The following is a 26814-nucleotide window of genomic DNA, read 5'->3' on the forward strand; positions in this document are numbered from 1 at the left end:
CGTTCCGACGAAGGAGGCGACGCGGTCTCAGGGCTTCAGCGCCTTCTTCGGATAAATATCATACCGACTGGATTTGCCATCCAGCGCATGGCTCGGTTTCGGCCCGGCAATGCACGGCGCCTTGCGCGGTCGCTTGACTACCACTCGGTGGCTGGCCAGCGCCAGCGCAGCTTCAAGCAAGGCCGGCGCGTCCGGGTCATCGCCCACCAGCGGTCGAAACAGGCGCATTTCCTTCTTCACCAGCGCAGTTTTCTCACGGTGCGGGAACATCGGATCGAGGTAGATCACCTGCGGCGGCTCCCCTTGCCAGTTGCGCATCACCTCGATCGAATTGCCCTTGAGCAAACGCATCCGCGCCACGATCGACGCCACCTCGAAATCTTCGGCGCCGCGCGCCAACCCGTCTTCGAGCAAAGCACCGATCAGTGGCTGACGCTCGATCAGGCTCATCTCGCAACCGAGACTGGCCAGCACGAACGCATCTTTGCCTAGCCCCGCCGTAGCATCCAGCACCCTTGGCCGCACGCCCTGCGCGATGCCGACAGCTTTTGCGATCATCTGCCCCGTGCCGCCACCGAACAACCGGCGATGCGCCGCGCCACCCTCGACGAAGTCCACCCGCACCGGCCCCGGTGCGTCCGGCCCCAGTTGCTGCAGTTGCAACCCGTGTTCACCCACCTGCAAGGCAAATTCACCATCGGCGACCTGCAGCGGCAGCTCCAGGCGCTCGGCCCACTGCTCGGCCTGGACCTGAAATGCCGTGCTCAGGGCTTCGACATGGATGCGGCAAGCCGCAGGTTGCTCAATCATGGGAAAACACGCTCAAAAAATTAATGATCGGCGAAAACGGCCGATAACAAAACTAACGAGCATTTTGCCAGAGCTGGGCGTCGACCGAGAAAAATGTCAGACATTCAACCTACATTCACAGGCTTCATTTCGCCCTACGGCGATTACAGCCTGCGAAATACCCAAGCGCTGAGCGGTGTCAGTCACCTGTGGCAGGATTTCTTTGCCCGGGCGCTGGCCGAGCAGTCGGGGGATGTGCTGCCGAAATCGCTGAACTTCCCGCCCGTAGATGTCGAAAGTCCGCAAGAACCCACCGTCGGCAGCGAGCTGCTCGCGCACATCGTCTCGCAGCGCGAATGCGATGTGACAGAAACCCGGGTCAAGCCGCCTGAGCCGTTATTCCTGCCGATTGCCGAGTTCGAGATGGAGCTGGCCGACAAGCCTTTCCCACCGTTCCCGGCCGACGAGATCGTTGCTCAACAGAAGCAACAGGACTTCGAAAGCAGCTGGGTTCGCCCGATCGTGCTCACTCACGGCCAGCCAATGCCAGTACCTGGCGCGGCACCGCAACCACGTTCGCTGCACCTGCCTATCGCAGAATTCGAAATGGACCTGCTCGACAAACCTTTCCCGCCGTTCTCGTCCGAAGAGCTGGTGGAACAACAGAAGAACTTCGATTTCGACATCGGCTGGGCGCGCCCGATCGTGCTGCAGAACCTGCGCATCGCCGCCTGAACCTCAACGACAGACCGACCACGGGCCGACATCGAGATGAAAGTGATTGCGATGGGCGGCGTTGTAATCCGGGCTCAGCACCACACTGAACGTGTCACAAGCGCCGTCGCGAACCTGGCGGAGAAATTTCGCGTCCTGATTATCCTTCGGCCAGTCCTTCAGCACATTGATGGCGCGGCCGTCGGCCAGACGAAATCCGGCGATGTCCAATGCATCGGCACTGGCATGCTGACTGCGCCGGCCGTTCTCGCGACCGTAAACGTTGCGACAGGCGAAGCTGCCCAGATGATCGACGCGGCTCACCGATTGGCCGTACATCGCCTGAGCCGCCGGTTGCAGGGCGTGGCGCTCGAACAGCGCAAACGACACCGCCAATTGGCAGCTGGCGAGGAAGCTGCTGCTCAGCGCCACCTCGCCACCCTGCACGCGTAACGTGTTGGTCAACGGGCATTTCGCGTCGGGACTGTCGGCCTGACGGGCCACGCGCAGGCCTGAAGTGCTCAGGACCTGATCGCACAGTTGCGGGTCACCGCGCAGTTGCATCAGTTTATAGCGCGTCAGAAAGTTGGGATCGGCCCTGACGTCCAGCGGTGCCCACGGATTCCACTGCGGCGGCAGCGTGAGCCAGCCTCGCCAGACGCTCAATGTGGCGCCGCCAATGATCAATACCATCAGCCATAGGCCCCAACGAAACCGCATCTTCAGCCCTTGAACAATTGATTGGCCTGCGCGAAAGGCATTGAGCGCGAGGTGAAGCCGAAGGTGCCGGACGTCTTGACCTCTTGAGCGGCGCGAAAGAACTCGCCATACGCGGCCAGCGCAAACGCAGACCCGACGCTGATTCGTTTGACGCCCATTTCACTCAACTGCTCGACCGTCAGTTTCAGCCCGCCGGACATCAGCACGTTGACCGGTTTGGGTGCCACGGCACGCACCACCGCCAAGACATCTTCAGCACTACGCAGCCCCGGCGCGTACAACACATCGGCGCCGGCGTCGGCAAATGCCAGCAAGCGGCGAATGGTGTCGTCCAGATCAGGATTGCCATGCAGGAAATTCTCGGCCCGCGCCGTGAGCGTAAAGGGGAATGGCAAGCTGCGGGCGGCGGCGACGGCGGCTTCGATGCGCGCAACGGCGTGCTCGAAACAGTAGATCGGTGCGTCTTCGCGGCCCGTGGCGTCTTCGATCGAACCGCCAACGGCCCCTGCATCCGCAACGCGCAAGATACTCTGTGCGCATTGCGCCGGGTCATCGGCGAAGCCGTTTTCCAGATCGACTGCCACCGGCAGATCGGTGGCGGCGACGATGGCCCGAACATTGGCCAACGTATCGTCCAGCGTCAGGCCACCATCCGGTCGGCCTTGAGAAAAGGCGTAGCCAGCGCTGGTGGTCGCCAATGCCTCGAAACCAAGGCTGGCGAGCATTTTTGCCGAGCCCGCGTCCCACGGGTTGGGAATGACAAACGCCCCGTCGCGCTCGTGCAGGGCTTTGAACGCTTGGGCTCGAAGGGTTTGCGCATCCATTGGCAGGCTCCTGAAGTAGGGATGAGGACGCCTCAGAGCAAGCCAAGTTGTTCGGCGGCGGGCTCTCTGTATAACTCAGGCAGCGGCGGCAGGCCAGGCAAACGCAGCATCAGTTGTGCGTGAAAACGTTGCGCGAGTTTCGCTGCTAACAGATTGTCGGAAGTGTGCAGGAAGATGTAGGGCGTGCGCCCCTCTTCAATCCATTCAGCGAATTTCTGGACCCAAGGCTCGAGGAATGGATCATTGGCGTCCAGCTGCGGATGGCCAATAAAGCGCACCTGCGGAAACTGCGTGAACGCGGCCGGCCGCGGCGGAACTCGGGGTTTCTGTGATTGCGCGTGCAGCACGGCGGGGTCGGTCGATGTGCAGCTGAACAGTGCGCGCGGGTCCAGGCAAATGCGTTCGACGCTACGCTCAAGCAACAGCCGATTGAGCGCGCGCTCGGCGTCACCCTTGGCGAAAAATTCATCGTGGCGTACTTCGACGGCCAGGGGTCGGTCAACGGCTTCGATGAACGCCGCCAGTTCGGGCAAGCGTTGCGGCGTGAAGCCTTTCGACAGCTGCAACCACAGCGGCGACACGCGAGCGCCCAACGGACTGAGCAAGTTAAGGAACGTTTCGGCGTTGGTGATTTGTTCGCGCAAATCTCCGCCGTGGCTGATGTCGCGAGGAAACTTGGCGGTGAAGCGAAAATGCTCCGGCATGACCTCGGCCCAGCGCTGCACCGTGGACGCAGCCGGGCTCGCGTAGAAGGTGGTATTGCCCTCTACGGCATTAAATATTTGCGAGTAGTAATTGAGGAATTCAGCAGGCTTTGCATCAGGCGGATAAAGGTAATCACGCCATGCGTTTTCACTCCACGACGGGCAGCCGAGGAAGTAAGGCAGCACCGTCAGATGTACAGGTCGAGACCCAGCACATCCGCATCCCAATCGACAAAACCGGCGGTGCTGAGGTAGCTGGCCAGTGCCATCGCGACACTTTTGCTCATGGCGCGGTGGTAAAGCATGTCTTGCTGACGGGCCGGGAGGTTGCTCAGGCGTTGCGCGGAAGCCTTGGCGGCACGAGCGGCCATTTGCTCTTCGGAGGGAAATTCCAGTTCGCCATCGATATCGATGGAGTCGTCCTCGACCACACGCCCTCTGGCAGGCTTGCGCTTGATGGGGTAGGACTGGGAGGAAAGGCCGTCTATACGCATAACGTCAAGGCTCGGTATCAATGATGGCAGTTTAGTGGCGCGCAGCACACTTCGCAAACAGCCGAGTGATAACTAGAACACAGAAATACGAAAAGGTTTAAAAACGGGGGGAGAAACTGACGATTGGCGTTGGATGTGAGTCCGCCATCGCGGGCAAGCCCGCTCCCACAAGGTCTGTGTCGTTCACCAATTTGCGGTCGACTCGAAACCTGTGGGAGCGGGCTTGCCCGCGATGGGGCCGACTCGGTCTGCCAGATCAACGCGCTTTCGGGGTTGCCACTTTATCGCGCAGATAAACCGGCTGAGCGTCATCTGCGACGATCGCTTCGCCGCGCTCCCAGGCAAATCGCGCCAGGGTCAGCAAGTCTTCGGCATGCGGCAACATCGCTGCATCCTGGCCACTCAGATTGACGGCGATGCGTTCGGCATACCCCCAACCGGTGCCCGCACCGAACCATTCGCCGCTGGTATCGGCGGGCAGTCCTGCCGCTTCCGGTGGCAACACTGCTTCATTGCCGACCAGACGCATTTCCCCGTTCGTTTCGCGGTAGCAGCCCCAATACACTTCATCCATGCGCGCATCGATGGCGGCAGCGACCTGGCTGACACCGTGTTCGCGATAAGCCCGCTGCGCCAGCACGGCGAGGTTTGATACCGGAAGAACCGGACGATCCAGCGCGAACGCCAGCCCTTGCACCACGCCAACCGCAATTCGCACCCCGGTAAACGCGCCCGGTCCACGGCCGAATGCAATCGCATCCACCGCCTGCAATGTGGTGCCAGCGTCGGCGAGCAGTTGCTGGATCATCGGCAACAACTTCTGCGCGTGCAGGCGCGGGATCACCTCGTAATGGCTCGTAACCTTGCCGTCATGCAGCAAGGCAACGGAGCAAGCTTCAGTCGCGGTGTCCAGGGCCAGCAAGGTGCTCATCGATGTTTCCACAAGAAAGGTCAGAAAAAGTGCGCCAGTATAAACAACTACGGCCCGCAAGCGGGCCGTAGAAGATCAAGCGATATTCAGCTCAGCGCTTCGAGCACCTTGCCGGTGATCGCTTCAACGGAGCCGACGCCTGCAATGTGGCTGTACTTCGGCTTGCCATCAGTCGCAGCGGAGAGCTTCTGGTAGAACTCAACCAGCGGTTTGGTCTGCGAGTGATAGACCGACAAGCGATGACGCACGGTTTCTTCAGTGTCGTCCTTGCGCTGCACCAGTGCTTCACCCGTGATGTCGTCTTTGCCGGCCAGTTTCGGCGGGTTGTAGACGGTGTGGTAAACGCGACCGCTGGCTTCGTGCACACGACGACCGGCGATGCGCTGAACGATTTCTTCGTCATCGACGGCGATTTCGACAACGTGGTCCAGCTCCACACCGGCATCAACCAGCGCTTCGGCCTGCGGAATGGTGCGCGGGAAACCGTCGAAGAGGAAACCGTTGGCGCAGTCGGACTGAGCGATACGGTCCTTGACCAGTGCAATGATCAGATCGTCGGAGACCAGACCACCGGCATCCATGATGCTCTTGGCCTTGATGCCCAGCTCGGTGCCGTTCTTGACCGCAGCACGCAGCATGTCGCCGGTGGAGATTTGCGGGATGCCGAACTTTTCGGTGATGAACTTTGCCTGAGTACCTTTTCCGGCCCCGGGAGCTCCCAGCAGAATGACGCGCATCGATGTGCTCCTCAAATTTTTATATAGATAACAACGGATTCGCCTCGTGGGGCGAATCTAAAAAAACAGGGTCGTGACCGCCCAAACGGCCAAAGGCTGATCAAGATACACAGCAGGCCCGGACCACACAAGCCGCCGAAAGTCGGAGAAACCCGCGCCTTGCGTGACCTTGCGAGGGGGTGCACCAAGTCGCAACCCCATCATTAACTGTCGCTTGGCAGTACTTCCCGCGCCAATTGAAAACGGCACTTGAGCCCATTACCGAGTGCCGCGCGCGCCCAGCGAAACCTTAGCCGGTATTTCGCAATCCAGCGGCAATCCCCGCCACAGACACCAGCAACGCCTGTTCCACGGGGCTGCCCTGCGCGACTTCCTGCTGCCGCGACCGCGCCAGCAACTCAGCCTGCAATAGATGAAGCGGGTCGAGGTAGGTGTTGCGCAGGCGGATGAATTCCAGGGTGTCGGGACTGTGCGCGAGCAGTTGCGACTGGCCAGTCAGCCCAAGCACGACAGCGCACGCCTGCGACAATAGGTCGCGTAAATGCGCACCTAAAGGCAGCAGTTCCGGCTCGACCAGACGCTCATCGTAGGACTGTGCGATATCGGCGTCGGCTTTGGCCAGGACCATTTCCAGCATGTCGATGCGCGTGCGGAAGAACGGCCACTGCTCGCGCATCTGCCCCAGCAGTTCGCCTTCACCGCGTTCCAGCGCCTTGCTCAGCGCCGCTTCCCAGCCGAGCCAGGCCGGCAGCATCAAGCGAGTCTGGGTCCAGCCGAAAATCCACGGGATCGCCCGCAAGCTCTCGATGCCGCCCGCGCGACGCTTCGCCGGACGACTGCCAAGTGGCAAGCGCCCCAACTCCTGCTCGGGCGTCGACTGGCGGAAATACTCGACGAATTGCGGATTTTCCCGCACCACGGCGCGGTAAGCGCTGACACCGTCTGCCGCCAATTCGTCCATCAGATGCCGCCATTCCGGCTCGGGTGGCGGCGGCGGCAAGAGCGTCGCTTCAAGGACGGCCGCCAGGTAAAGATTGAGGTTCTGCTCGGCGATGTCCGGCAGGCCAAATTTGAAACGAATCATTTCCCCTTGCTCGGTGGTGCGGAAACGCCCCGCGACCGAACCCGGTGGCTGCGACAGAATCGCCGCGTGTGCCGGACCGCCACCACGACCCACGGTGCCGCCGCGACCGTGGAACAGCAGCAGTTCGACTTGCTGCTCGCGGCAAATATCGACCAGACGCTCCTGCGCCCGGTACTGCGCCCACGCCGCCGCCGTGGTGCCGGCGTCCTTGGCCGAATCCGAGTAACCGATCATCACTTCCTGCGGCCCCTGCAGACGCGTGCGATACCCCGGCAGCAGCAACAGTTTCTCGATAACCGGGCCCGCGTTATCGAGGTCGGCGAGGGTCTCGAACAATGGCACCACGCGCATCGGTCGCAATACGCCGGACTCTTTGAGCAGCAGTTGCACGGCCAGCACATCGGAAGCGGCGCCCGCCATGGAAATCACGTAGGAACCCAGCGATGCAGCGGGTGCCGCTGCGATTTCGCGGCAGGTGGCGAGCACTTCCGCGGTATCGGCAGACGGTTTGAAATACGCCGGCAGCAATGGCCGACGGTTATTCAGTTCGCGCGATAGGAAGTCGATGCGCTGCTCTTCGCTCCAGTCTTCGTAGCGACCCAGCCCCAGGTAGTCGGTGATTTCGGTCATGGCGGCGCAGTGTCGAGTCGAATCCTGGCGCACATCGAGGCGCACCAGGAACAGGCCAAACGTCACAGCCCGACGCAAGCAATCGAGCAGCGGTCCGTCCGCGATCACGCCCATGCCGCATTCGTGCAGCGACTGGTAACACAGCTCGAGTGGATCAAGCAGGTCGCGATTGTCTTGCAGCACATCGGCGCTGACGGCGGTGGCTGTGCTCAGGGAGGCGTGAGCCCAGCTACGCGTGGCGCGCAGGCGTTCGCGCAGCTGTTTGAGTACCGCGCGGTAGGGCTCGGCGCTGTCCCCGGCCTTGGCTTTGAGCGCGTCGCTGGCCTGCTGCATCGATAATTCGGCCGCCAGGTGATCGATATCGCGCACGAACAAATCGGCGGACATCCACCGCGCCAGCAGCAGGACTTCACGGGTAACGGCAGCAGTCACGTTCGGGTTGCCGTCACGGTCGCCGCCCATCCACGAGGCAAAGCGAATCGGCGCCGCCTCCATGGGCAAGTGCAGACCGGTAGCGTCGTGCAGGGCCTTGTCGGCCTTGCGCAAATAGTTCGGGATCGCCTGCCACAACGAATGCTCGATCACCGCAAAACCCCATTTGGCTTCATCGACCGGAGTCGGCCGGGTGCGGCGGATTTCTTCGGTGTGCCACGCTTCTGCAATCAAGCGCTGCAGCTTTGTCTGGATCTGCTCGCGTTCGGCGCTGGTGAGGTCGCGATGATCCTGCGCGGCGAGTTGCGCGGCGATGGCGTCATATTTCTGGATCAGCGTGCGACGCGCCACTTCAGTCGGATGCGCAGTCAGCACCAGGTCGATTTCCAGTCGCCCCAATTGCCGGGCCAGCGACTCGGGTTTATGCCCCTCGGCCAGCAGACGCGCGAGCAGCTCCGGCAACACGCGCGTTTCGAACGGCGCCGGCTGCGACTCTTCGCGCCGGTGAATCAATTGATACTGCTCGGCGATATTGGCCAGGTTGAGGAACTGGTTGAACGCACGCGCGACCGGCAGCAATTCTTCCTCGCTCAGTTGATTGAGGCTGGCGCTCAGCTCCGCGTCCATCGAACCACGACGGTCCGCCTTGGCGCCCTTGCGGATCTGCTCGATCTTGTCGAGAAAGCCATCCCCGTACTGTTCACGAATGGTATTGCCCAACAGCTCACCCAGCAGGTGAACGTCCTCGCGCAAGCGTGCGTCAATATCGGTCATCAGCAGTTCTCCAGCGAAAAATCCGGTCAGCCAAGACCTCAAAGAGTGCCGTCCCGGGCCGCTTCTTACAAGCAAACGACGAAGGGACTTTAAACCCTTGGCGTTAAAGCTAGTCTCAAGGGTAAGCCACACAACGGCTTTAGCCGGCCAGATGCCGGACATTCACAGGGCCTGCCACGAGCAGGAGCGCCATGAGGTCATTATGAAAATCCGCGAACTTGCCCAGCATTGGGAAGAAAACGCCAAGGGTCGATTGACCGACACCGGGTACACGATTCATCTGGACATGGAAGCGGCTGCCCGGCTGGCGGCCATTACCGAGATGTACCCCAAGCGACACCCGGAAGAACTGCTCGGCGAATTGATCGGCGCGGCGCTGGAAGAGCTGGAAAAAAGCTTTCCGTATGTGAAGGGTTCGACGGTTGTAGCCACTGATGAGGAAGGCGATCCGCTGTACGAAGACGTCGGTCCGACGCCGCGTTTTCTCGCGCTGTCCCGTCGGCATCTGCATGATTTGGTGTCGGGGGACGATTAGAAGCACTGATTGCGTCCGACCTCAATTGTAGGAGCGAGCTTGCTCCTGCAGGGTGTGTGATCGCCCAAAAATCTCACTCGAATTTCCCCGCGCGTACCCCTTCCCATCGTCAAAGTTCCCGACATAGGGCCTTGTCCAGTTGGTCGGAATTTTTTTCAGGCGATTGGCCATACTTGCTGAACTTTTGAAAAACGTCTCGGGTCACAGCCATTAACCACGCCTGGGACGACCGTTTCAAAATACCCCGGAAAATAACGGTTGCGGCTCCACACCCAGGATGGATTTTTTGTTTTTCAGGAGTTATCACAATGGAGTTGAAAACCATGAAGACCCCAACTGCCAAATCCTCGTTTACTTCACTGCGCGGTTTGAAGCTGGCAGCCTTGGCACTCGGCAGCACCTTCGTACTGGCCGGTTGCGCCGGCAACCCGCCGAGCGAGCAATACGCTGTCACCCAATCGGCAGTCAACAGCGCCGTCAGCGCTGGCGGTACCGAGTTTGCAGCGGTGGAAATGAAATCCGCTCAGGACAAACTCAAGCAGGCCGAACTGGCCATGCACGACAAGGATTACGAACAAGCGCGCATTCTGGCCGAACAGGCTGAGTGGGACGCTCGCGTTGCCGAGCGCAAAGCTCAAGCGATGAAAGCCGAACAGGCTGTGAGGGATTCCCAGAAAGGGGTTCAGGAACTGCGTCAGGAAAGCCAGCGCACCGTGCAATAAGCGCTCTGCTGCGACGTACTTCTTATTCGACTTAAAAGGACGAAACCAACATGCGTAAACAATTGATGATCCCTGCCCTGCTGGCCGCAAGTGTTGCACTGGCTGCCTGCTCGACGCCGCCTAACCAGAATCTGGAACAGGCCCGTACCAACTACAGCGGTCTGCAAGCCAACCCGCAGGCGAGCAAAGTTGCGGCGCTGGAAACCAAAGATGCCAGCGATTATCTGGACAAGGCCGACAAGGCTTATCTGAACAAAGAAGACGAGTACAAAGTTGATCAACTGGCTTATCTGACCAATCAGCGCGTAGAAGTGGCGAAACAGACCATCGCCCTGCGCACCGCAGAAGCCAACTTGAAGGATGCATCGGCGCAACGTGCCCAGGCGCGTCTGGACGCTCGTGATCAGCAGATCAAGCAGCTGCAGGACAGTCTGAACGCCAAGCAGACCGATCGCGGTACAGTGGTGACTTTCGGTGACGTGTTGTTCGCCACCAACAAGGCTGACCTGAAATCCAGCGGTTTGGTGAATATCAACAAACTGGCGCAATTCCTTCAGGAAAACCCGGACCGCAAAGTGATTGTCGAAGGCTATACCGACAGCACCGGCGCGGCTTCGTACAACCAGTCGCTGTCTGAGCGCCGCGCAAACTCCGTGCGCATGGCTCTGGTGAAAATGGGCGTTGATCCAGCGCGCATCGTTGCTCAGGGTTACGGCAAGGAATACCCGGTTGCTGAAAACAGCAGCGTTTCGGGTCGTGCAATGAACCGTCGTGTGGAAGTGACCATTTCCAACGACAACCAGCCTGTGGCGCCGCGTTCGTCTGTTAGCTCGAACTAAGCTCCACGCTGGAACACAAAAGCCCCGCCTGAGTCGATCAGGCGGGGCTTTTTGTCATGATCAAAAGATCGCAGCCTCGTTTCACTCGACAGCTCCTACATTGGATTGCGTTCTCCTGTAGGAGCTGTCGAGTGAAACGAGGCTGCGATCTTTTCGGCCGCGCTACGGTTGCAACTTCTGCGGGGTTTCTTCGCCCATGCAGCGCACGGCTCTTTTCTTGTTGTTGATCAACACGCCGCTCAGCCCTTTCTGTTCAGTGTCGAACATCACCAGCACGCCATCGATGCATTGCGCCACTTGTGCCGCCGGCTCCACAGATACTTTGTAGTCTTCGCCCGGCACGGTCTTGAGCATGGTGAAGTCGCTGAGCAACAGCGCGTCTTCAGGCTTGGCAAAGTGCAGGTAACCGTAAAACCACAGGGCACCGACGGTGCCGAGGATGCTGCAGATACCGGTGATGATCAGCGGGATGGCGTTGCGTTCTTCAGTCATTGCGGACTCTCTGGTGATTCGTTTACAGGATTCGATGGTGCCGGATAATTGGGGATTTCACCCAGTCGGCGCAAACCGTCGAAGTGCTGCGGATCGTCGAGATAACGCAGCATGACTTTGCGCCAGACCGGGTCGGCGAATGTTTGCACATGACCGCCACGGGTCAGTTGCAGCACTCGCGGGGGCGGCGCAGCTTGATACAGACGGATGCCATTGGAAAGGGGCACGATCGGATCGTCGATGCTGTGGTAGATCAGTTTCGGCACGCCGTTAAGCTGCGCCATGGAATTGATCGCGCTGTCGCCGTCCGGCACCAGCCAGGACAGCGGCACTTGCAGCGGCCAGGTCAGCCAGGAATTGCTCAGGGCGAATCGACCGATGCTGCGGTAACTGGCCGGGACGCCATCGAGCACGAACGCCTTGAGTTGCTTTTGCCGTTGCGGGTGCTGCACCAGGTAATGCACGGCCATCGAACCGCCGAGGCTTTGACCGAGCAGGATCAGCGGTTTGCCTTTCACCTCTGGCGCCTCATCGAGCCATTGGAAGGCAGCATCGATGTCCTGATAAATCGCCGGCAAGCTTGGTTCGCCCTCGGACAGACCGTACCCGCGATAGTCGATCAGCAGGACCTGATAGCCTTCTTCCGGCAACCACCCACTGCCGCCCAGGTGCATCGGCAGATTACCGCCGTTGCCGTGCAGGTGCAGGACCGTGCCTTTGACGTCGACGCCTTGTTTGGCTGGCAGCCACCAGGCGTTGAGCTTGAGGCCGTCAGCGGTGATCAGGGTGACTTCGCGGTATTCGAGTTTGGCTTTCGCGGGAGTGAAGAGTTGGCCGGGCTCGGGGTAGAACAGCAGCGAGCTGCAGCCGCTCAAGGTCAGGAATAGGCAGAGGATGCCGAGGATTCTCATCCGGTGAAACCTCGCAAGAAGATGAACTGAAATACAACTCCCTGTAGGAGCGAGCCTGCTCGCGATAGCGGTGTATCAGGCAACATCAATATTGAATGTCAGTCCGCTATCGCGAGCAGGCTCGCTCCTACAGGGTGATTTGTGTTTTACAAAATGTTGGAATAATCCGCTTCGATCCGGTCCAGGCTCAGGTGGTTGAGGAAGTTGGAGAAGCACATCCAGGCTGACAGCGCATTCATGTCGCGGAACTGTTCCGGCAGGTACTTGGGCGCTACCACCAGACCTTCATCGACCAACTGACGCAACGTGCGCATGTCTTCCAGCGTGGTCTTGCCGCAGAACAGCAGCGGCACCTGCTCCAGCTTGCCCTTACGCACGGCCAACTGAATGTAGTTGTAAACCATGATGAAGCCCTTGAGGTAGGACAAGTCTTTGGTGAATGGCAGACCGGTCGGCACCGAACCGCGGAAAACCCGACTGGCGTTTCCGTAGCTTTCCGCCATTTCAAAACCCTGCTCGCGGAAGAACTCGAAGATCTGCAGGAAGTCTGCGCCCTCCTCGACCATGTGAATGGCGCGGGTGCGGTTGGTGAGTTTGCGCAAGCGACTCGGGTACGAGGCGAAGGTGATGATTTCCATCAGGATGGCCAGGCCTTCCTGAGTCACCGTCGACGATGGCGGCCCTTTGGACAGAAAGGTGCAGATAGGCTGGTTCAAACCGTTCAGCGTGGTGCCAACATGCACCAACCCCTCGTGCACCTCCAGCGCACGTACGTCACGCTCGTTGAACATCGCATCGGTGCGAATCTTGATGTAGTCGGCACCAGCTGCCGCGTCGGCGACGATACCGTCGGACTCGAACACGCGAATGGTTTCTTCTGCCTCGCCGAATACCCGGCTCAAGCGGGTCTGCAACATATTCACGGCGTCCTTGGCAGTAAGGATTTTCGGCTCATCCTTCAAATCGCCGCGACCGTCGATGTTATTGAGGTAATCGGAAAGCATCAGCCCCAGGTCGGACAGCGTCGGATCGCCGGCATGAAACGCATCGGAAGCAGCGCCGTACAACTCTTGAGAGATCAGGCCGAAATCTTCGGTGCCGCGCGCTTCGAGCATGCGCACCACCATCCGGTATTCCTTGCACATGCGCCGCATGATCTGGCCGACCGGGTTAAACTGGCCAAGCTGACGGGTGATGTCACGCTCGATGTTCTGAAATTCCAGTTTCACTTTGCTGGAGTCGAACGCCAGAGGACGGTTGAGGTAGTAATCGCGGTCGACAGCCGGCATTTCCTTGCCCTTGGCCTTGAGGAAACCCTTGCGGATGCTGTCATCCCATTTGACCGCGTCGAGGACGCGTATCGGCGTCTGTGCCAGCACAATGCGATCGGACAAAATGCGTATCGTCTGCTGGTAATCGTCCACCCGAAACTCCTGTAGAAAAACCGTTATTTGGCTTTGGTCTGGCGCTGATAGCGCACGGCTTCAACGAACACGTCGGAATTGGCCGGGTTGTCGAGGTACGCGAAAACCTGATCCATCGCGGTGTTGACCAGTACGCCGTCGCCGTCGTCGGTCTGAAAGCCTTCGCCGCTGAGGACGTTCTGCCCCATGGCCTGATTGATCTGCTCGAGGTCGAGGTTGTAGACCACCAGTTCCTGCTTGTCAGTGAGTTCGAAACCGGCAATCGTGAAGTGCCCGCCGAACTGCGCCGGAACCTTCGCCGACAGATACCAGCGATTGCCGTGGCGCGAAACGGTGAAGGGATAGGCTTCGCGCTCTTTGGGTTTGGCTCTGAAGTAACTGACGGCCTGGTAGCGATTGTCGCCAGTGCGCGTCAGTTCAAGATTCATCGGCTCGCCCCAGGCGTTGGTGCTGGTCCACTTGCCGAGCAGTCCTTTGGGCGCAGGGTCGCTGGCGGGCAACGGCTCGCGAAAGGTCACCAGACAGCCACTGAGCAGCAGGAACGACAGGGCGATCACAGCGACACGCCAGGTTTTCATTCAACACTCCTATGAAAAAGCTGCGTCCTCAAGCGAACACCCGCCCCTTGTAGGAGTGAGCCTGCTCGCGATAGCGGTAATCCAGCCAAACATCAATGTTGAATGTCAGACCGCAATCGCGAGCAGGCTCACTCCCACAGGGGTTGTGGCGCCCATTGGGGTTAAACCGACGCCAGCACCAGGTGCATATAACGCGTGAGAGTGCCGAGCATTTCCGCTTCGGCCCCAGGCTCGGCGTCATTGAGCAGGCCCTGATATTCCATCCGACCGATTATCGCCGTCAACACCTTGGCATCCTGTTGTGGCTCCCGGGAGCCCAATACCTGAAACAGCTGACACGTGCCCTGCAGCAAAATTTGCTGATGTGAACGCACCAACAGTGCCAGACGCGGGTTCAGCAGCGCTTCCTGACGGAACGCCTGTTCGGCCATCAAGTGCTCGCGCCGGCTGATCAACTGCCGGTGCACATAGTCCGCCATCAGCTGCGCAATGTCGTCCGCCAAACGCGACCGCGACTCGGGGCTGCCATCGCCGCTGACCACCATCTCGCGCAGCAGGCCTTCGTTGTTCACCCACAACTTGGCCATATAGGCTGCGCTGCGCTCAACATATTGGGCGAAGGTATCGGTGAGCAAATCATCGATATCCTTGAAATAGTAAGTCGTTGCCGACAGCGGCACAGCGGCTTCGGCAGCTACCGCACGGTGGCGCACGGCGCGCACGCCATCACGCACGACGATCCGCATGGCGGCATCGAGAATATCCTGTCGCCGCTGCTCGCTGCCCTGTCGGCTGGCCTTGCGACCCTGGTACTGAACACTTTCAGCGACCGCAGTGGCGATGCCTGCTGCACCTTCTTGAGCAATTGCAAGGTTCACGACCGCTATCCCTCTCTCAACTTCAAAAGTAACCAATTGATACGTTTGTACCAGACGCGCAATAAAAAGCCGCCTGTTATAGGCGGCTTTTTGTTTGAAACACTTACGCTTGCGGCCGCATGTGCGGGAACAGGATCACGTCGCGAATCGACGGGGAGTTGGTCAGCAGCATTACCAGACGGTCGATGCCGATGCCTTCACCGGCGGTTGGCGGCATGCCGTATTCGAGTGCGCGGACGAAATCGGCGTCGTAGTGCATCGCCTCGTCATCACCGGCATCCTTGTCGGCCACCTGCGCCATGAAGCGTTCTGCCTGATCTTCCGCGTCGTTCAACTCGGAGTAGGCGTTGGCGATTTCACGGCCGCCGATGAACAACTCGAAGCGGTCGGTGACGTTCGGGTTCTCGTCGTTGCGGCGCGCCAATGGCGACACTTCGAATGGGTACTGGGTGATGAAGTGCGGCTGCTCGAGTTTGTGCTCGACCAGTTCTTCGAAAATCATCACCTGCAATTTGCCCAGACCTTCGAAGCCCAGCACCTTGGCGCCGGCCTTCTTGGCGATGGCGCGAGCCTTGTCGATGTCAGTCAGGTCGTCGGCGGTAAGCTCAGGGTTGTACTTGAGGATCGAGTCGAACACCGACAGACGCACGAACGGCTCGCCGAAGTGGAACACTTTGTCGCCGTAAGGCACGTCGGTGCTGCCCAACACCAGCTGCGCCAGTTCACGGAACAGTTCTTCGGTGAGGTCCATGTTGTCTTCGTAATCGGCGTACGCCTGATAGAACTCCAACATGGTGAATTCAGGGTTGTGACGAGTCGAAACGCCTTCGTTACGGAAGTTGCGGTTGATCTCGAACACTTTTTCAAAACCGCCAACCACAAGCCGCTTGAGGTACAGCTCAGGCGCGATGCGCAGGAACATTTCCATGTCCAGCGCGTTGTGGTGAGTCTCGAACGGCTTGGCCGCCGCGCCACCGGGGATGGTCTGCAGCATCGGTGTTTCGACTTCGAGGAAGTCGCGCTGCATCAGGAAGCTGCGGATGTGGGCGATGACTTGCGAACGGACGCGGAAAGTCTGACGCACGTCTTCGTTGACGATCAGGTCGACGTAACGCTGGCGGTAGCGCTGTTCGGTGTCGGTCAGGCCGTGGTGCTTGTCCGGCAACGGGCGCAGGGATTTGGTCAGCAGGCGCACGTTGGTCATTTCAACGTACAGGTCGCCCTTGCCGGAGCGCGCCAGAGTGCCTTCGGCGGCAATGATGTCGCCCATGTCCCAGGTTTTCACCGAGGCCAGGGTTTCTTCGGACAGGGTCTTGCGGTTGACGTAAACCTGGATGCGCCCGGTCATGTCCTGGATCACCATGAACGAGCCACGGTTGAGCATGATGCGACCGGCAACCTTGACCGGGATTGCAGCTTCCGCAAGCTCTTCCTTGGTCTTGTCCGCGTACTGTTTCTGCAACTGACTGCAGTAGTTTTCGCGGCGGAAGTCGTTCGGGAAGGCATTGCCCTTGGCGCGCTCGGCAGCCAGCTTTTCCTTGCGCAGGGCGATCAGGGAGTTTTCTTCCTGTTGCAGGGCTTGCGGGTCGAGTTCTAGGTCGCTCATGTCTTTAAATATCCATCAGGTTCGTTGTCCCCGGCCTGTGGCCGGGGATCGCCAGCAAGCCGGCTCCTACAGGGGGGATCGATGTGTGGGTTACAGGCCTTGTTTCAGGCTTGCCACCAGGTATTCGTCGATATCGCCGTCGAGCACCTTGTCACAGTCGCTGCGTTCGATGTTGGTGCGCAGATCCTTGATCCGCGAGGCATCAAGCACGTACGAACGGATCTGGTGACCCCAGCCGATGTCCGACTTGGTGTCTTCCAGCGCTTGCGAGGCGGCGTTGCGTTTCTGCACTTCCTGCTCGTACAGGCGCGCCCGCAACATTTTCATCGCGGTGTCTTTGTTGGCGTGCTGGGAGCGTTCGTTCTGGCAGCTGACCACGGTGTTGGTCGGTACGTGGGTGATCCGTACGGCCGAGTCGGTGGTGTTTACGTGCTGACCACCGGCACCGGAGGAGCGGTAGGTGTCGATGCGCAGGTCCGACGGGTTGATGTCGATTTCGATGTTGTCATCGATTTCCGGCGACACGAACACGGCCGAGAACGAGGTGTGACGACGGTTGCCGGAGTCGAACGGACTCTTGCGCACCAGACGGTGCACGCCGATTTCGGTACGCAGCCAGCCAAAAGCGTATTCGCCTTTGATGTGCACGGTGGCGCCTTTGATACCGGCGACTTCACCGGCCGACAGTTCCATGATGGTCGCGTCGAAACCGCGTTTGTCAGCCCAGCGCAAATACATGCGCAACAGGATATTGGCCCAGTCCTGAGCCTCGGTACCGCCAGAGCCGGCCTGGATGTCCAGGTAGGCGTTGTTGGCGTCCATCTCGCCGCTGAACATGCGCCGGAATTCGAGTTTTTCCAGCGACTCGCGCAGACGTTCGACTTCAGCGGCGACGTCATCGACGGCGGCCTGGTCTTCTTCTTCGGCGGACATCAGCAGCAAATCTTTGGCGTCGGCCAGACCGCTGTGCATTTCGTCGAGGGTATCGACGATCTGAGCCAGCAGCGACCGCTCGCGGCCCAGTTCCTGAGCGTACGACGGGTTGTTCCAGACAGCCGGATCTTCAAGCTCGCGATTGACTTCAGTCAGACGCTCATGCTTTTGATCGTAGTCAAAGATACCCCCGAATAGTTTCGGAGCGCTCGGACAGGTCCTTGATACTGTTAAGGATCGGGTTGATTTCCATGGCGGGCAGCACTCGTTGGCGAACTTTTGAAAGCCGGCGAGTATACCGTAATCAAGCTGTCACGGCAGCCCGCCTGGCGGCTTTACCAGCGAATGGATTTGAGCGAGCGACGATGCTCTTGTAGCAGCTGCCGAGCCCGCGAGGCTGCGTCCGGCTGCGAAGCAGTCGTAAACCAGACACTACGGTGCCCCAGGCAAACCGCGTGCACAGGATTGGCGAGGACTGCGTCCTCGAACGCAGCCTCGCAGGCTCGGCAGCTGCTACATAAGGGCGCATTCACAAGGCCGCATTCCAAGTGCCTTACGCGATGCCCACCTGATTGCGCCCATTGTGCTTGGCCAGGTACAGCCCCTTGTCCGCCGCCGAAATCAGCTGCCGGCAGTCGCTGCCCTGTTGCGGGACGATCGTCGAGAGGCCGATGCTGATGGTCAGGCTGGATCCTTCAATCGGCGAAATATGCGGAATCTTCAGCGCCGCCACCGACTGGCGTAACTTCTCAGCCACCAACCGGGCGCCACCCGGCGAGGTATTGGGCAAGACCAGCGCAAACTCTTCGCCGCCATAACGCGCCGGCAAATCCGACGGCCGTGCGCTGGCGTCGCGAATGGCGGTCGCCACTTTACGTAACGCCTCATCGCCTTCGAGATGGCCAAAACTGTCGTTATAGGATTTGAAATAATCCACGTCGATCATCAGCAATGACAACTGACTCTGGTCGCGCAAGGCGCGGCGCCATTCCAGCTCCAGGTATTCGTCGAAATGCCGGCGGTTCGACAGCCCGGTCAGGCCATCCGAGTTCATCAGGCGTTGCAGCACCAGATTGGTGTCGAGCAACTGCTGCTGGCTGACCCGCAACGCGCGGTAAGCCGCATCTCGCTGCAAAAGGGTCATGTAGGAACGCGAGTGATAACGGATGCGCGCCACCAGCTCGATGTTGTCCGGCAGTTTAACCAGATAATCATTGGCCCCGGACGAGAACGCCGCGCTCTTGATCAGCGGGTCTTCCTTGGTCGACAGAACGATGATCGGAATGTCCTTGGTCGCCGGGTGGTTGCGGTACTCGCGCACCAGGCTCAGGCCATCGAGCCCGGGCATCACCAGGTCTTGCAGAATCACCGTCGGCTTGATGCGAATCGCCTGCGCCACCGCCTGATGCGGATCAGCGCAAAAATGGAAATCGATATTGGCTTCGCTCGCCAGCCCGCGGCGCACCGCTTCGCCGATCATGGCCTGGTCGTCCACCAGCAACACCATGGCGGCGTTTTCGTCAGTCTTGATGCCGTCGAATTGCAGATCATTCATGTGCGATCACCTGAGTGGTGCTTGGGCCAGGATTGCTGCCTAAAGTAGTCATTGGCCGAGAATCTCCAGCAATCGTGGTGCGATCTTGTCCAGTGGGCGAATCTCCATGGCGGCGTCGATGGCCGCAGCCGCTTTCGGCATGCCATACACCGCACTGCTTTGTTGATCCTGAGCGATGGTCAGGTAACCCCGTTGGCGCATGAGTTTGAGCCCCTGCGCACCGTCCCGGCCCATGCCCGTAAGCAAAACGCCAACGGCATCGCCGTTCCAGTGATGGGCTACGCTGTCGAAAAACACGTCGATCGACGGTCGATAAATTTCGTTGACCGGCTCGGCGGTGTAGGCCAGCGTGCCGTTCTTCAACAAACGGATGTGGTGATTGGTGCCAGCCAGCAGGACCGTGCCGGGTTGCGGCGGCTCGCCTTCCCGGGCCAGACGCACGTCGAGGCCGCTGGCGCTGGCGAGCCACTCGGCCATGCCGGCAGCGAACACCTGATCAACATGCTGCACCAACACGATGGCTGCGGAAAAATCCCGTGGCAAACCCTTGAGCAGGACTTCCAGCGCCGCCGGTCCGCCAGCGGACGAGCCGATGGCAATCAGCCGCTGACGCGAAGCGGAACTGCGCAGAGAGCTGGGCGCGGGCCGCTCGCGCTGAGCACGGTCGCCGATCAGCCAGCCGATGTTCATGATTTTGCGCAACAGCGGCGCGGCAGCTTCCTGAGCGTTGCCGGCACCCAGTGCCGGCGTGTCGACCACATCCAGCGCACCGTGGCCCATGGCCTCGAACACCCGGTGCACGTTCTGCTGACGGTCGACAGTGACGATGACGATGGCGCACGGAGTCTCAGCCATGATGCGCCGCGTCGCTTCGATGCCATCCATGACTGGCATGATCAGGTCCATCAGGATCAGATCCGGGGTGTTCTCGGCGCAACGCTGCACCGCCTCGGCGCCATTGACGGCGACCCAGACCACTTCGTGTGCCGGCTCGAATGCCACGGCGCGGCGCAAAGCCTCGACCGCCATGGGCATGTCGTTGACGATGGCGATTTTCATGAGCGCGGGCCTCCGATGAGCTCGACCACCGCATCAAGCAGGGCGTCATCATGAAAACTGGCTTTCGCCAGATAATAGTCGGCGCCGGCGTCCAGACCACGCCGCCGATCTTCCTCGCGGTCCTTGTAGGACACGACCATCACCGGCAGCGATTGCAGGCGGTTGTCGCGGCGCAATAGCGATACCAGCTCGATACCGTCCATGCGCGGCATATCAATGTCGGTGATCAACAGGTCGAAATCCTCCGAACGCAGCGCGTTCCAGCCATCCATACCGTCCACCGCGACGGCCACGTCATAACCGCGATTGAGCAACAGCTTGCGCTGCAATTCGCGCACAGTGAGCGAATCGTCCACCACCAGAATCCGTTTGCGCGCCGCTTCCACCGCTTGATTGCTGTGCCGTGCGATCCGTTCGAGGCGCCCGGTATTGAGTAGCTTATCGACCGAACGCAGCATGTCTTCAACATCGACGATCAACACCACCGAGCCGTCGTCGAGCAGCGCACCGGCGGAGATGTCCTGCACTTTGCCCAGACGCTCGTCCAACGGCAAGACTACCAGCGTGCGTTCGCCAATGAAGCGCTCCACCGCCACACCGTAAATCGCCTCGCGCTCGCGGATCACCACGACTTTGAGCGTGGGCTGGTTATGCTGGCTCGCCGGGCGTTGCAGCAGCTGGCTCGCGGCCACCAGGCCAACATGCCGGCCTTCGTACCAGAAATGCTGCCGGCCCTCGAGCTGAACAATGTCTGCAGGTTCGAGATCGCACATGCGTTCGATGTGCGCCAGCGGAAAGGCATACGCCTCGTCGCCGACCTCTACCACCAGGCTGCGCACCACCGACAGTGTCAGCGGTACTTCGAGATGGAAGCGGCTGCCCTCGCCCGCCGTCTGTTCCAGCACCACCGCGCCGCGCAGTTGCCGCACCATGTGCTGGACTGCGTCCAGGCCGACGCCGCGACCGGACACTTCTGTGACCTTGTCGCGCAGGCTGAAACCCGGCAGAAACAGAAACGTCAGGAGTTCATCTTCGCTCAACTGCGCAGCTGTTTCGGCGGGGGACAGCTGACGTTCGATGACGCTGCGGCGCACCTTCTCCAGATCGACACCCTGGCCGTCATCGCTCAATTCCAGCACCAGCAGGCCTGCCTGATGTGAGGCACGCAGGCGAATCACGCCCTCGGCGGGTTTGCCGGCCAGCAGCCGTTGCTCGGAAGATTCGATGCCGTGATCCACTGCATTGCGCAACAGGTGCGTGAGCGGCGCTTCGAGCTTTTCAAGGACGTCGCGATCAACCTGGGTTTTCTCGCCCTCAACCTCCAGGCGCACCTGTTTGCCGAGACTGCGACCGAGGTCGCGAACCATGCGCACCTGTCCGCTCAACACATCGGCAAACGGGCGCATGCGACAGGCCAGCGCCGTATCGTAGAGCACCTGCGCGCGCTGGCTGGCCTGCCAGGCAAACTCATCCAGCTCGGCATTTTTCTCCACCAGCAACTGCTGGGATTCCGTCAGCAGACGGCGCGCATCTTCGAGGGCTTCCCGCGCCTCCAGGCTCAAGGTCATTTCCTTGAGCTGCACGTTGAGATTTTCCAGTGCGCGCAGGCCGTTGCCCTGCATGCGCTTCAAACGCTGCATGGTCGCCAGGTGCGGTTTGAGCCGCAGGGTTTCCACCAGCGACTTGCTCGACAGATCGAGCAGGCTGTTCAAGCGCTCGGCCGTAACGCGCAATACACGCTCGCCATTTTCGGTAGTGCGTCTGGTTTTGCGCGGCGGATCGACAGGAACGACCGGCGCGACAGTCGGCGGCTCGACCACGGGCACCGGCACTTCGATCACCGCCTCTTGCGACTCGGCCATAAATGGCGCGATCGGCGTGCTGATCGGCGCCGCCAGTGCCAGAGGGTCCAGCAACTTTGCCATCAGCGCCACATAGTGTTCGATATCGGCAGGCGTCGGCGCAGCGTTCGGCGTGGCGATGCGCATCAACATATCGGTGCCCTGCAGCAACGCGTCGATGTGCTCGGGCCGCAGGTACAGGCGCCCTTCCTGCGCACTGACCAGGCAATCTTCCATCACATGGGCGACGCTGACACCGGCCTCGACCCCGACGATCCGCGCGGCGCCTTTGAGTGAATGGGCTGCGCGCATACACGATTCAAGATGATTGGCTTGAGTCGGATCGCGCTCCAGCGCCAGCAGACCAGCACTGAGCACCTGTGTCTGGGCCTCGGCTTCCAGGCTGAACAGCTCGAACAACGAGGCGTCGCGCATTTGCTCGGGGGTCATGTGAGGCTCCGGGACACGGCGGACAACAGTTGTTCTTCATCCAGCCAACGCAGGCTGCGGCCCTTGAATGACAACACGCCCCGGGTGAATCTGGCGCTGGCGTGGCTGCCCGAGCGGGACGCCGCGTCGAGCAGGCGTTCGTCGATGGCGTGAATGCCATCCACCTCGTCCACCGGCACCATCACCGGCCCGCCCTGCGCGGCGATGATCAGCATGCGTGGCGTCACGCGCGCTCCGGGTGTGACGCTGCTCGCACTGTCCAAGCCCAGAAGATCGGCCAATGACAGGCACGCCACCAGCGCGCCGCGCACGTTCGCCACGCCGAGCAAGGCTCGCGAGCGCTGATGCGGCAGCGAGTGAATGGCCTGCAGGGGTGCCACTTCGACCAGGCTGCGCGTGGCCAGAGCGAGCCATTCTTCGCCGAGACGAAACATCAACAGTGAACGGGTTTTGACGTCGCTTTGCAGTTCGACCGCGATCTGCCCGCGGTCCTCCTGCTGCAAGGCGTAGCGATCGAGCAGGCGCGTGGCCGCGGCGCCGTACACCGCGCAATTGCGGCAATGAATGTGCTCGCCCAGCAACGGGCAGGATTTGTCGCCATGGATGCCGATGCGGTTCCAGCAATCGTCGATGGCCTGGGCATCTTCATGAATCAGGCTAAAGCTGTCGGCCCCAGTCATCGTTTACGCTCGCTGTCGGCGGTGCGCGCTGCGCGCTCTTGCAAACGTCGGGCTCCGGCCGCGTTGCCCTGCGACTGCAACAAAGCCGCCAAATGCATCAGTGCTTCGCCATGTTGCGGGTCGAGGTACAACGCCTTGCGGTAAAAGCCCTGGGCTTCGAGGGTGCTGCCGGCGACATCGCTGAGCAATCCCAGCCAGTAAAACACTTGGGCCACGGGTTCGTGGCTACGCAAGTATTGCTCACACGCCACACGGGCCTCGGCACTTTTGCCTTCGTTGGCCAGCGCGGCAATGTTCGCCAGTAACGTGGCCGCGTCCGGGCTGGCGGCTTTTTTCGCCCGCGGCAGCGGCGTGACCGGTGCGAAGGGTCGGCGCACGGCAGGTGGCGCACTGCTGGCGAAAGGTTTTGCCGGCAACGGCTGGCGCACCGGCAGCGGCGTTGCAGCGAACGCCGCAACAGGTTCGGGCGCACGCTGCCGACTGAACGCGAAAGACTGCGCGATGCCGATTGAACGCATGCCCAGAAGCCCAAGCAAACTGCCCTCCGCCGGACCGATAAACAGCACACCGTCGACATGGGTCAGGCGCTTGAGCACTGCGAAAACTTGCTGCTGGGTTGGCTGATCGAAATAGATCAGCAGGTTTCGGCAGAACACAAAGTCGTACGGTGGCTCGTTCGCAAGCAAGGTCGGATCGAGCAGATTGCCGACCTGCAATCGCACTTGCTCAAGCACGCGTTCGCTGAGCCGATAGCCGTCACCTTCGGCGCTGAAGTAACGCTCGCGAAAGCTGAGGTCCTGACCGCGAAATGAATTCTTGCCGTACAGCGCTCGCCTGGCCTTTTCCACCGAGAGCGGGCTGACGTCCATGCCGTCGACCTTGAACTGATGCGGTTTGAAACCGCCATCGAGCAACGCCATCGCTATCGAATAGGGTTCTTCACCGGTGGAACACGGCAGGCTGAGGATGCGCAGCGCGCGCAAGTGGTTGATGTCGTCGAGGCGCTTTGCAGCCAGTTTCGTCAGGGTGGCGAACGACTCCGGGTAGCGAAAAAACCAGGTCTCGGGAACGATCACCGCTTCGATTAGCGCCTGCTGCTCATCGGACGAACCTTGCAGCGTATGCCAGTACTCATCCGCCGTTTGTGCCTGTGATGCGGTCGAGCGCTGGCGCACGGCGCGCTCAATGATCGCCGGGCCGACCGACGTCACGTCCAGGCCAATGCGCTCTTTGAGGAAATCGAAAAAACGCTGATCACTGCTCATGGGCGCTCCTCGAGCGACGCAGGATCCCGTGGCGGTGAGGGGAACAACAGCACGCGAACCTGCTCATCGAGCAAATCGGCTACGCGCACCCATTGCAGCAGCCCATGGGCATCTTCACGCACGGGACCGAGGTAACGTGCCTGGCGATTGTCCAGGCCATACGGCTGAAATTCCGAAGGATTGCAGCGCAGCGTGTCGGTGGCCTGTTCAAGAATCAGCCCGAGCAATTGCGCCTTCCCGGTGGGGGCCGGACGGTAATGCACCAACACCAGACGCGTGCTGGTGCGCGCCTGCGCCGGCTCGCCAAAGGTCAATGCGCCGAGGTCGATGACGGGCACCACGACGCCTCGGTAGGCGAACACCCCCGCGACCCAATCCGGTGCGTGGGCGATCGGTTTCAGCGGTAACCGCGGCAGCACTTCCGCCACTTCGGTGGCCGGCAGGGCGTAGCGCTCTTTGCCGATGCGAAACAGCAGAAACAACACCTGCATAGCCGACTTCACGGCACTGCGCTTGAGGGTGATCTCGCTCATCAGACTTTGAATCGCGAAACGCCGCCACGCAGCCCTACGGCGACCTGGCTCAATTCGTCGATGGCAAAACTGGCCTGGCGCAAGGATTCGACGGTCTGGCTGCTGGCATCACCCAACTGCACCAGCGCATGGTTGATCTGCTCGGCGCCGGTAGCCTGCGCCTGCATGCCTTCGTTGACCATCAACACGCGCGGTGCCAGCGCCTGGACCTGGTGAATGATCTGCGACAGCTGCTCGCCGACCTGCTGCACTTCCGACATGCCACGACGCACTTCTTCGGAGAACTTGTCCATGCCCATGACCCCGGCGGACACGGCCGACTGGATCTCGCGCACCATCTGCTCAATGTCGTAAGTGGCGACGGCGGTCTGATCGGCCAGACGTCGCACTTCGGTGGCGACCACGGCAAAACCGCGACCGTATTCACCGGCCTTCTCGGCCTCGATGGCGGCGTTCAGTGACAACAGATTGGTCTGGTCGGCAACTTTGACGATGGTCACCACCACCTGATTAATGTTGCCGGCCTTTTCGTTGAGGATCGCCAGTTTGGCGTTGACCAGGTCCGCTGCGCCCATCACCGAATGCATGGTCTCTTCCATCCGCGCAAGGCCCTGTTGCCCTGAGCCGGCGGCGACCGAGGCCTGGTCGGCAGCGGTGGAGACTTCAATCATGGTGCGCACAAGGTCACGGGAAGTGGCGGCGATCTCACGGGACGTCGCGCCGATTTCCGTGGTGGTGGCAGCGGTTTCGGTAGCGGTGGCCTGCTGCTGTTTGGAGGTGGCGGCGATTTCGGTGACGGAGGTGGTGACCTGCACCGAGGAGCGCTGCGCTTGCGAAACCAGTGAAGTCAACTCGGCCATCATGTCGTTGAAGCCGGTTTCAACGGCGCCAAATTCGTCCTTGCGCTCCAGATTCAAGCGACCGCTGAGGTCGCCGGTGCGCATGATCTCGAGGATTTCCACTATGCGGTTCATCGGCGCCATGATCGCGCGCATCAGTAGCAGACCACAGAGACCTGCGGCCAGCACCGCAACCAGCAGAGACACGCCCATGACGGCTTTGGCGGAGATGACTGCGTCAAAGATGGCCGTGACATCCTGATCCGCGACTGCTTTATTTACTCGCGTGATGTCATTGAGCTTCATGCGCCCGGCGGTCCAGGCCGGCGTGAGTTGTTCATGGAACAACTTGATCGCTTCGGCGTCCTGATTCTGTTTGCGCAGGTCGAGCACCGACGCGAGGACCTTGTTGTATTGCTCGTGAATCTTCTCGAAGAGCGCGTATTCGACCCGATCTTCTTCGGTGGTCACCGTGTGCTGGTAGTTGGCCATCTGCTCTTGCACGCGCTGGGCATACCCTTTGAAGCTTTCGGCCTCTTCGGCGCTGAACCCTTGCCCTTCTTTCAGTCCGAGCATTTCCTGAGTGTGCAGGTAAGTGTCAACCCAGGCGCTGCGAAGCATTGAGCTGTAATAAAGCCCCGGCAACGCATCTTCACGAACGCTGGTTTCGTTTTCTTCTATCTTCAACAGCCGCGAATAAGACGCAACGACCATCAGCAGCATGATGGCGATGATCACCGCAAAGCTCGCCAAAATCCGTTGGCGCAACGTCCAGTTCCTCACAGTCAATCCTCGGGGCTGTTTCAAATGCCGGGGAGTATAGCCGAGGGGCGTGTTTCAA

The 26814-nt window shown here is 60.4% G+C and carries 26 protein-coding genes; 4 read left to right on the forward strand and 22 right to left on the reverse strand.

Annotated elements, in window-relative coordinates; all coding sequences use genetic code 11:
* Window positions 1-27: 27 nt before the first annotated feature.
* On the reverse strand, window positions 28-810 hold the full coding sequence (locus tag DU29_RS0116030; RefSeq protein WP_028622577.1) for a class I SAM-dependent methyltransferase: 783 nt from the start codon (window positions 808-810) through the stop codon (window positions 28-30).
* 93 nt (window positions 811-903) lie between these two features.
* Between DU29_RS0116030 and DU29_RS0116035 the strand changes: the two genes are divergently transcribed.
* Window positions 904-1524 (forward strand): hypothetical protein, encoded by a 621-nt coding sequence (locus DU29_RS0116035; protein ID WP_028622578.1) that lies wholly within the window; start codon window positions 904-906, stop codon window positions 1522-1524.
* Between the two features lie 3 nt (window positions 1525-1527).
* Here the strand turns inward: DU29_RS0116035 and DU29_RS0116040 are convergent, their stop codons facing one another.
* From DU29_RS0116040 to ppc, 7 genes are all read right to left on the reverse strand, one after another.
* Entirely contained in the window at window positions 1528-2223 is a 696-nt protein-coding gene (locus DU29_RS0116040; RefSeq protein ID WP_028622579.1) for an extensin-like domain-containing protein, read from the reverse strand.
* Window positions 2224-2225: 2 nt separating this feature from the next.
* On the reverse strand, window positions 2226-3047 hold the full coding sequence (locus tag DU29_RS0116045; RefSeq protein WP_028622580.1) for an isocitrate lyase/PEP mutase family protein: 822 nt from the start codon (window positions 3045-3047) through the stop codon (window positions 2226-2228).
* A gap of 32 nt (window positions 3048-3079) precedes the next feature.
* Window positions 3080-3937, reverse strand: a complete 858-nt coding sequence (locus DU29_RS0116050) for a DUF72 domain-containing protein (RefSeq protein ID WP_028622581.1) — start codon at window positions 3935-3937, stop codon at window positions 3080-3082.
* A gap of 2 nt (window positions 3938-3939) precedes the next feature.
* The gene (locus tag DU29_RS0116055; RefSeq protein WP_028622582.1) at window positions 3940-4245 is read right to left on the reverse strand and encodes a hypothetical protein; all 306 of its coding nucleotides are present in this window, start codon (window positions 4243-4245) and stop codon (window positions 3940-3942) included.
* 256 nt (window positions 4246-4501) lie between these two features.
* Window positions 4502-5176 (reverse strand): tRNA (adenosine(37)-N6)-threonylcarbamoyltransferase complex dimerization subunit type 1 TsaB, encoded by a 675-nt coding sequence (tsaB, locus tag DU29_RS0116060; RefSeq protein ID WP_028622583.1) that lies wholly within the window; start codon window positions 5174-5176, stop codon window positions 4502-4504.
* Between the two features lie 86 nt (window positions 5177-5262).
* Complete coding sequence (gene adk / locus DU29_RS0116065) at window positions 5263-5913, reverse strand: adenylate kinase (protein ID WP_028622584.1); 651 nt, start codon at window positions 5911-5913, stop codon at window positions 5263-5265.
* Between the two features lie 289 nt (window positions 5914-6202).
* Window positions 6203-8833: a phosphoenolpyruvate carboxylase gene (ppc, locus tag DU29_RS0116070; protein ID WP_028622585.1), complete on the reverse strand. Its 2631-nt coding sequence runs from the start codon at window positions 8831-8833 to the stop codon at window positions 6203-6205.
* A 202-nt stretch (window positions 8834-9035) separates the two neighbouring features.
* Between ppc and DU29_RS0116075 the strand changes: the two genes are divergently transcribed.
* From DU29_RS0116075 to DU29_RS0116085, 3 genes are all read left to right on the forward strand, one after another.
* On the forward strand, window positions 9036-9368 hold the full coding sequence (locus DU29_RS0116075; RefSeq protein ID WP_028622586.1) for a hypothetical protein: 333 nt from the start codon (window positions 9036-9038) through the stop codon (window positions 9366-9368).
* Window positions 9369-9676: 308 nt separating this feature from the next.
* Window positions 9677-10090: a DUF4398 domain-containing protein gene (locus DU29_RS0116080; RefSeq protein WP_028622587.1), complete on the forward strand. Its 414-nt coding sequence runs from the start codon at window positions 9677-9679 to the stop codon at window positions 10088-10090.
* A gap of 50 nt (window positions 10091-10140) precedes the next feature.
* Window positions 10141-10929 carry an OmpA family protein gene (locus DU29_RS0116085; protein WP_028622588.1) on the forward strand — a complete coding sequence of 263 codons (789 nt, stop codon included), beginning with the start codon at window positions 10141-10143 and terminating at the stop codon, window positions 10927-10929.
* Window positions 10930-11091: 162 nt separating this feature from the next.
* Here the strand turns inward: DU29_RS0116085 and DU29_RS0116090 are convergent, their stop codons facing one another.
* The 14 genes from DU29_RS0116090 to DU29_RS0116160 form a co-directional block, all read right to left on the reverse strand.
* Window positions 11092-11421, reverse strand: a complete 330-nt coding sequence (locus DU29_RS0116090) for a hypothetical protein (protein ID WP_028622589.1) — start codon at window positions 11419-11421, stop codon at window positions 11092-11094.
* Entirely contained in the window at window positions 11418-12332 is a 915-nt protein-coding gene (locus DU29_RS0116095; RefSeq protein ID WP_028622590.1) for an alpha/beta hydrolase, read from the reverse strand. The genes DU29_RS0116090 and DU29_RS0116095 overlap by 4 nt, the downstream gene beginning before the upstream one ends.
* 146 nt (window positions 12333-12478) lie before the next feature.
* A complete protein-coding gene (locus DU29_RS0116100; protein WP_028622591.1) occupies window positions 12479-13756 on the reverse strand; it encodes a flavohemoglobin expression-modulating QEGLA motif protein in 1278 nt (425 codons plus the stop codon).
* 23 nt (window positions 13757-13779) lie between these two features.
* On the reverse strand, window positions 13780-14334 hold the full coding sequence (locus DU29_RS0116105) for a hypothetical protein (RefSeq protein WP_028622592.1): 555 nt from the start codon (window positions 14332-14334) through the stop codon (window positions 13780-13782).
* A gap of 161 nt (window positions 14335-14495) precedes the next feature.
* Window positions 14496-15200: a TetR/AcrR family transcriptional regulator gene (locus DU29_RS0116110; protein WP_081832500.1), complete on the reverse strand. Its 705-nt coding sequence runs from the start codon at window positions 15198-15200 to the stop codon at window positions 14496-14498.
* A 115-nt stretch (window positions 15201-15315) separates the two neighbouring features.
* Entirely contained in the window at window positions 15316-16818 is a 1503-nt protein-coding gene (gene lysS, locus DU29_RS0116115) for a lysine--tRNA ligase (protein WP_028622594.1), read from the reverse strand.
* A gap of 90 nt (window positions 16819-16908) precedes the next feature.
* A protein-coding gene (prfB, locus tag DU29_RS0116120) for a peptide chain release factor 2 (RefSeq protein ID WP_150580134.1) occupies window positions 16909-18004 on the reverse strand; the annotation gives its coding sequence in 2 pieces (ribosomal slippage) (window positions 16909-17931 and window positions 17933-18004; 1095 coding nt in all).
* Window positions 18005-18304: 300 nt separating this feature from the next.
* A complete protein-coding gene (locus DU29_RS0116130) occupies window positions 18305-19306 on the reverse strand; it encodes a response regulator (protein ID WP_028622596.1) in 1002 nt (333 codons plus the stop codon).
* A gap of 48 nt (window positions 19307-19354) precedes the next feature.
* Window positions 19355-20365, reverse strand: coding sequence for a chemotaxis response regulator protein-glutamate methylesterase (locus DU29_RS0116135; protein WP_028622597.1), 1011 nt, complete (start codon window positions 20363-20365; stop codon window positions 19355-19357).
* Window positions 20362-22656: a hybrid sensor histidine kinase/response regulator gene (locus DU29_RS0116140; protein WP_028622598.1), complete on the reverse strand. Its 2295-nt coding sequence runs from the start codon at window positions 22654-22656 to the stop codon at window positions 20362-20364. Before DU29_RS0116140 ends, DU29_RS0116135 begins: the two co-directional genes overlap by 4 nt.
* Window positions 22653-23336, reverse strand: coding sequence for a chemotaxis protein CheW (locus DU29_RS0116145; protein ID WP_028622599.1), 684 nt, complete (start codon window positions 23334-23336; stop codon window positions 22653-22655). Before DU29_RS0116145 ends, DU29_RS0116140 begins: the two co-directional genes overlap by 4 nt.
* Window positions 23333-24601 (reverse strand): CheR family methyltransferase, encoded by a 1269-nt coding sequence (locus DU29_RS0116150; RefSeq protein WP_028622600.1) that lies wholly within the window; start codon window positions 24599-24601, stop codon window positions 23333-23335. Before DU29_RS0116150 ends, DU29_RS0116145 begins: the two co-directional genes overlap by 4 nt.
* The gene (locus DU29_RS0116155) at window positions 24598-25134 is read right to left on the reverse strand and encodes a chemotaxis protein CheW (protein ID WP_028622601.1); all 537 of its coding nucleotides are present in this window, start codon (window positions 25132-25134) and stop codon (window positions 24598-24600) included. The genes DU29_RS0116150 and DU29_RS0116155 overlap by 4 nt, the downstream gene beginning before the upstream one ends.
* Entirely contained in the window at window positions 25134-26756 is a 1623-nt protein-coding gene (locus tag DU29_RS0116160; RefSeq protein WP_028622602.1) for a methyl-accepting chemotaxis protein, read from the reverse strand. Before DU29_RS0116160 ends, DU29_RS0116155 begins: the two co-directional genes overlap by 1 nt.
* Between the last annotated feature and the right edge of the window lie 58 nt (window positions 26757-26814).

Source organism: Pseudomonas sp. Ant30-3, from assembly GCF_000690905.1.
GTDB lineage: Bacteria > Pseudomonadota > Gammaproteobacteria > Pseudomonadales > Pseudomonadaceae > Aquipseudomonas.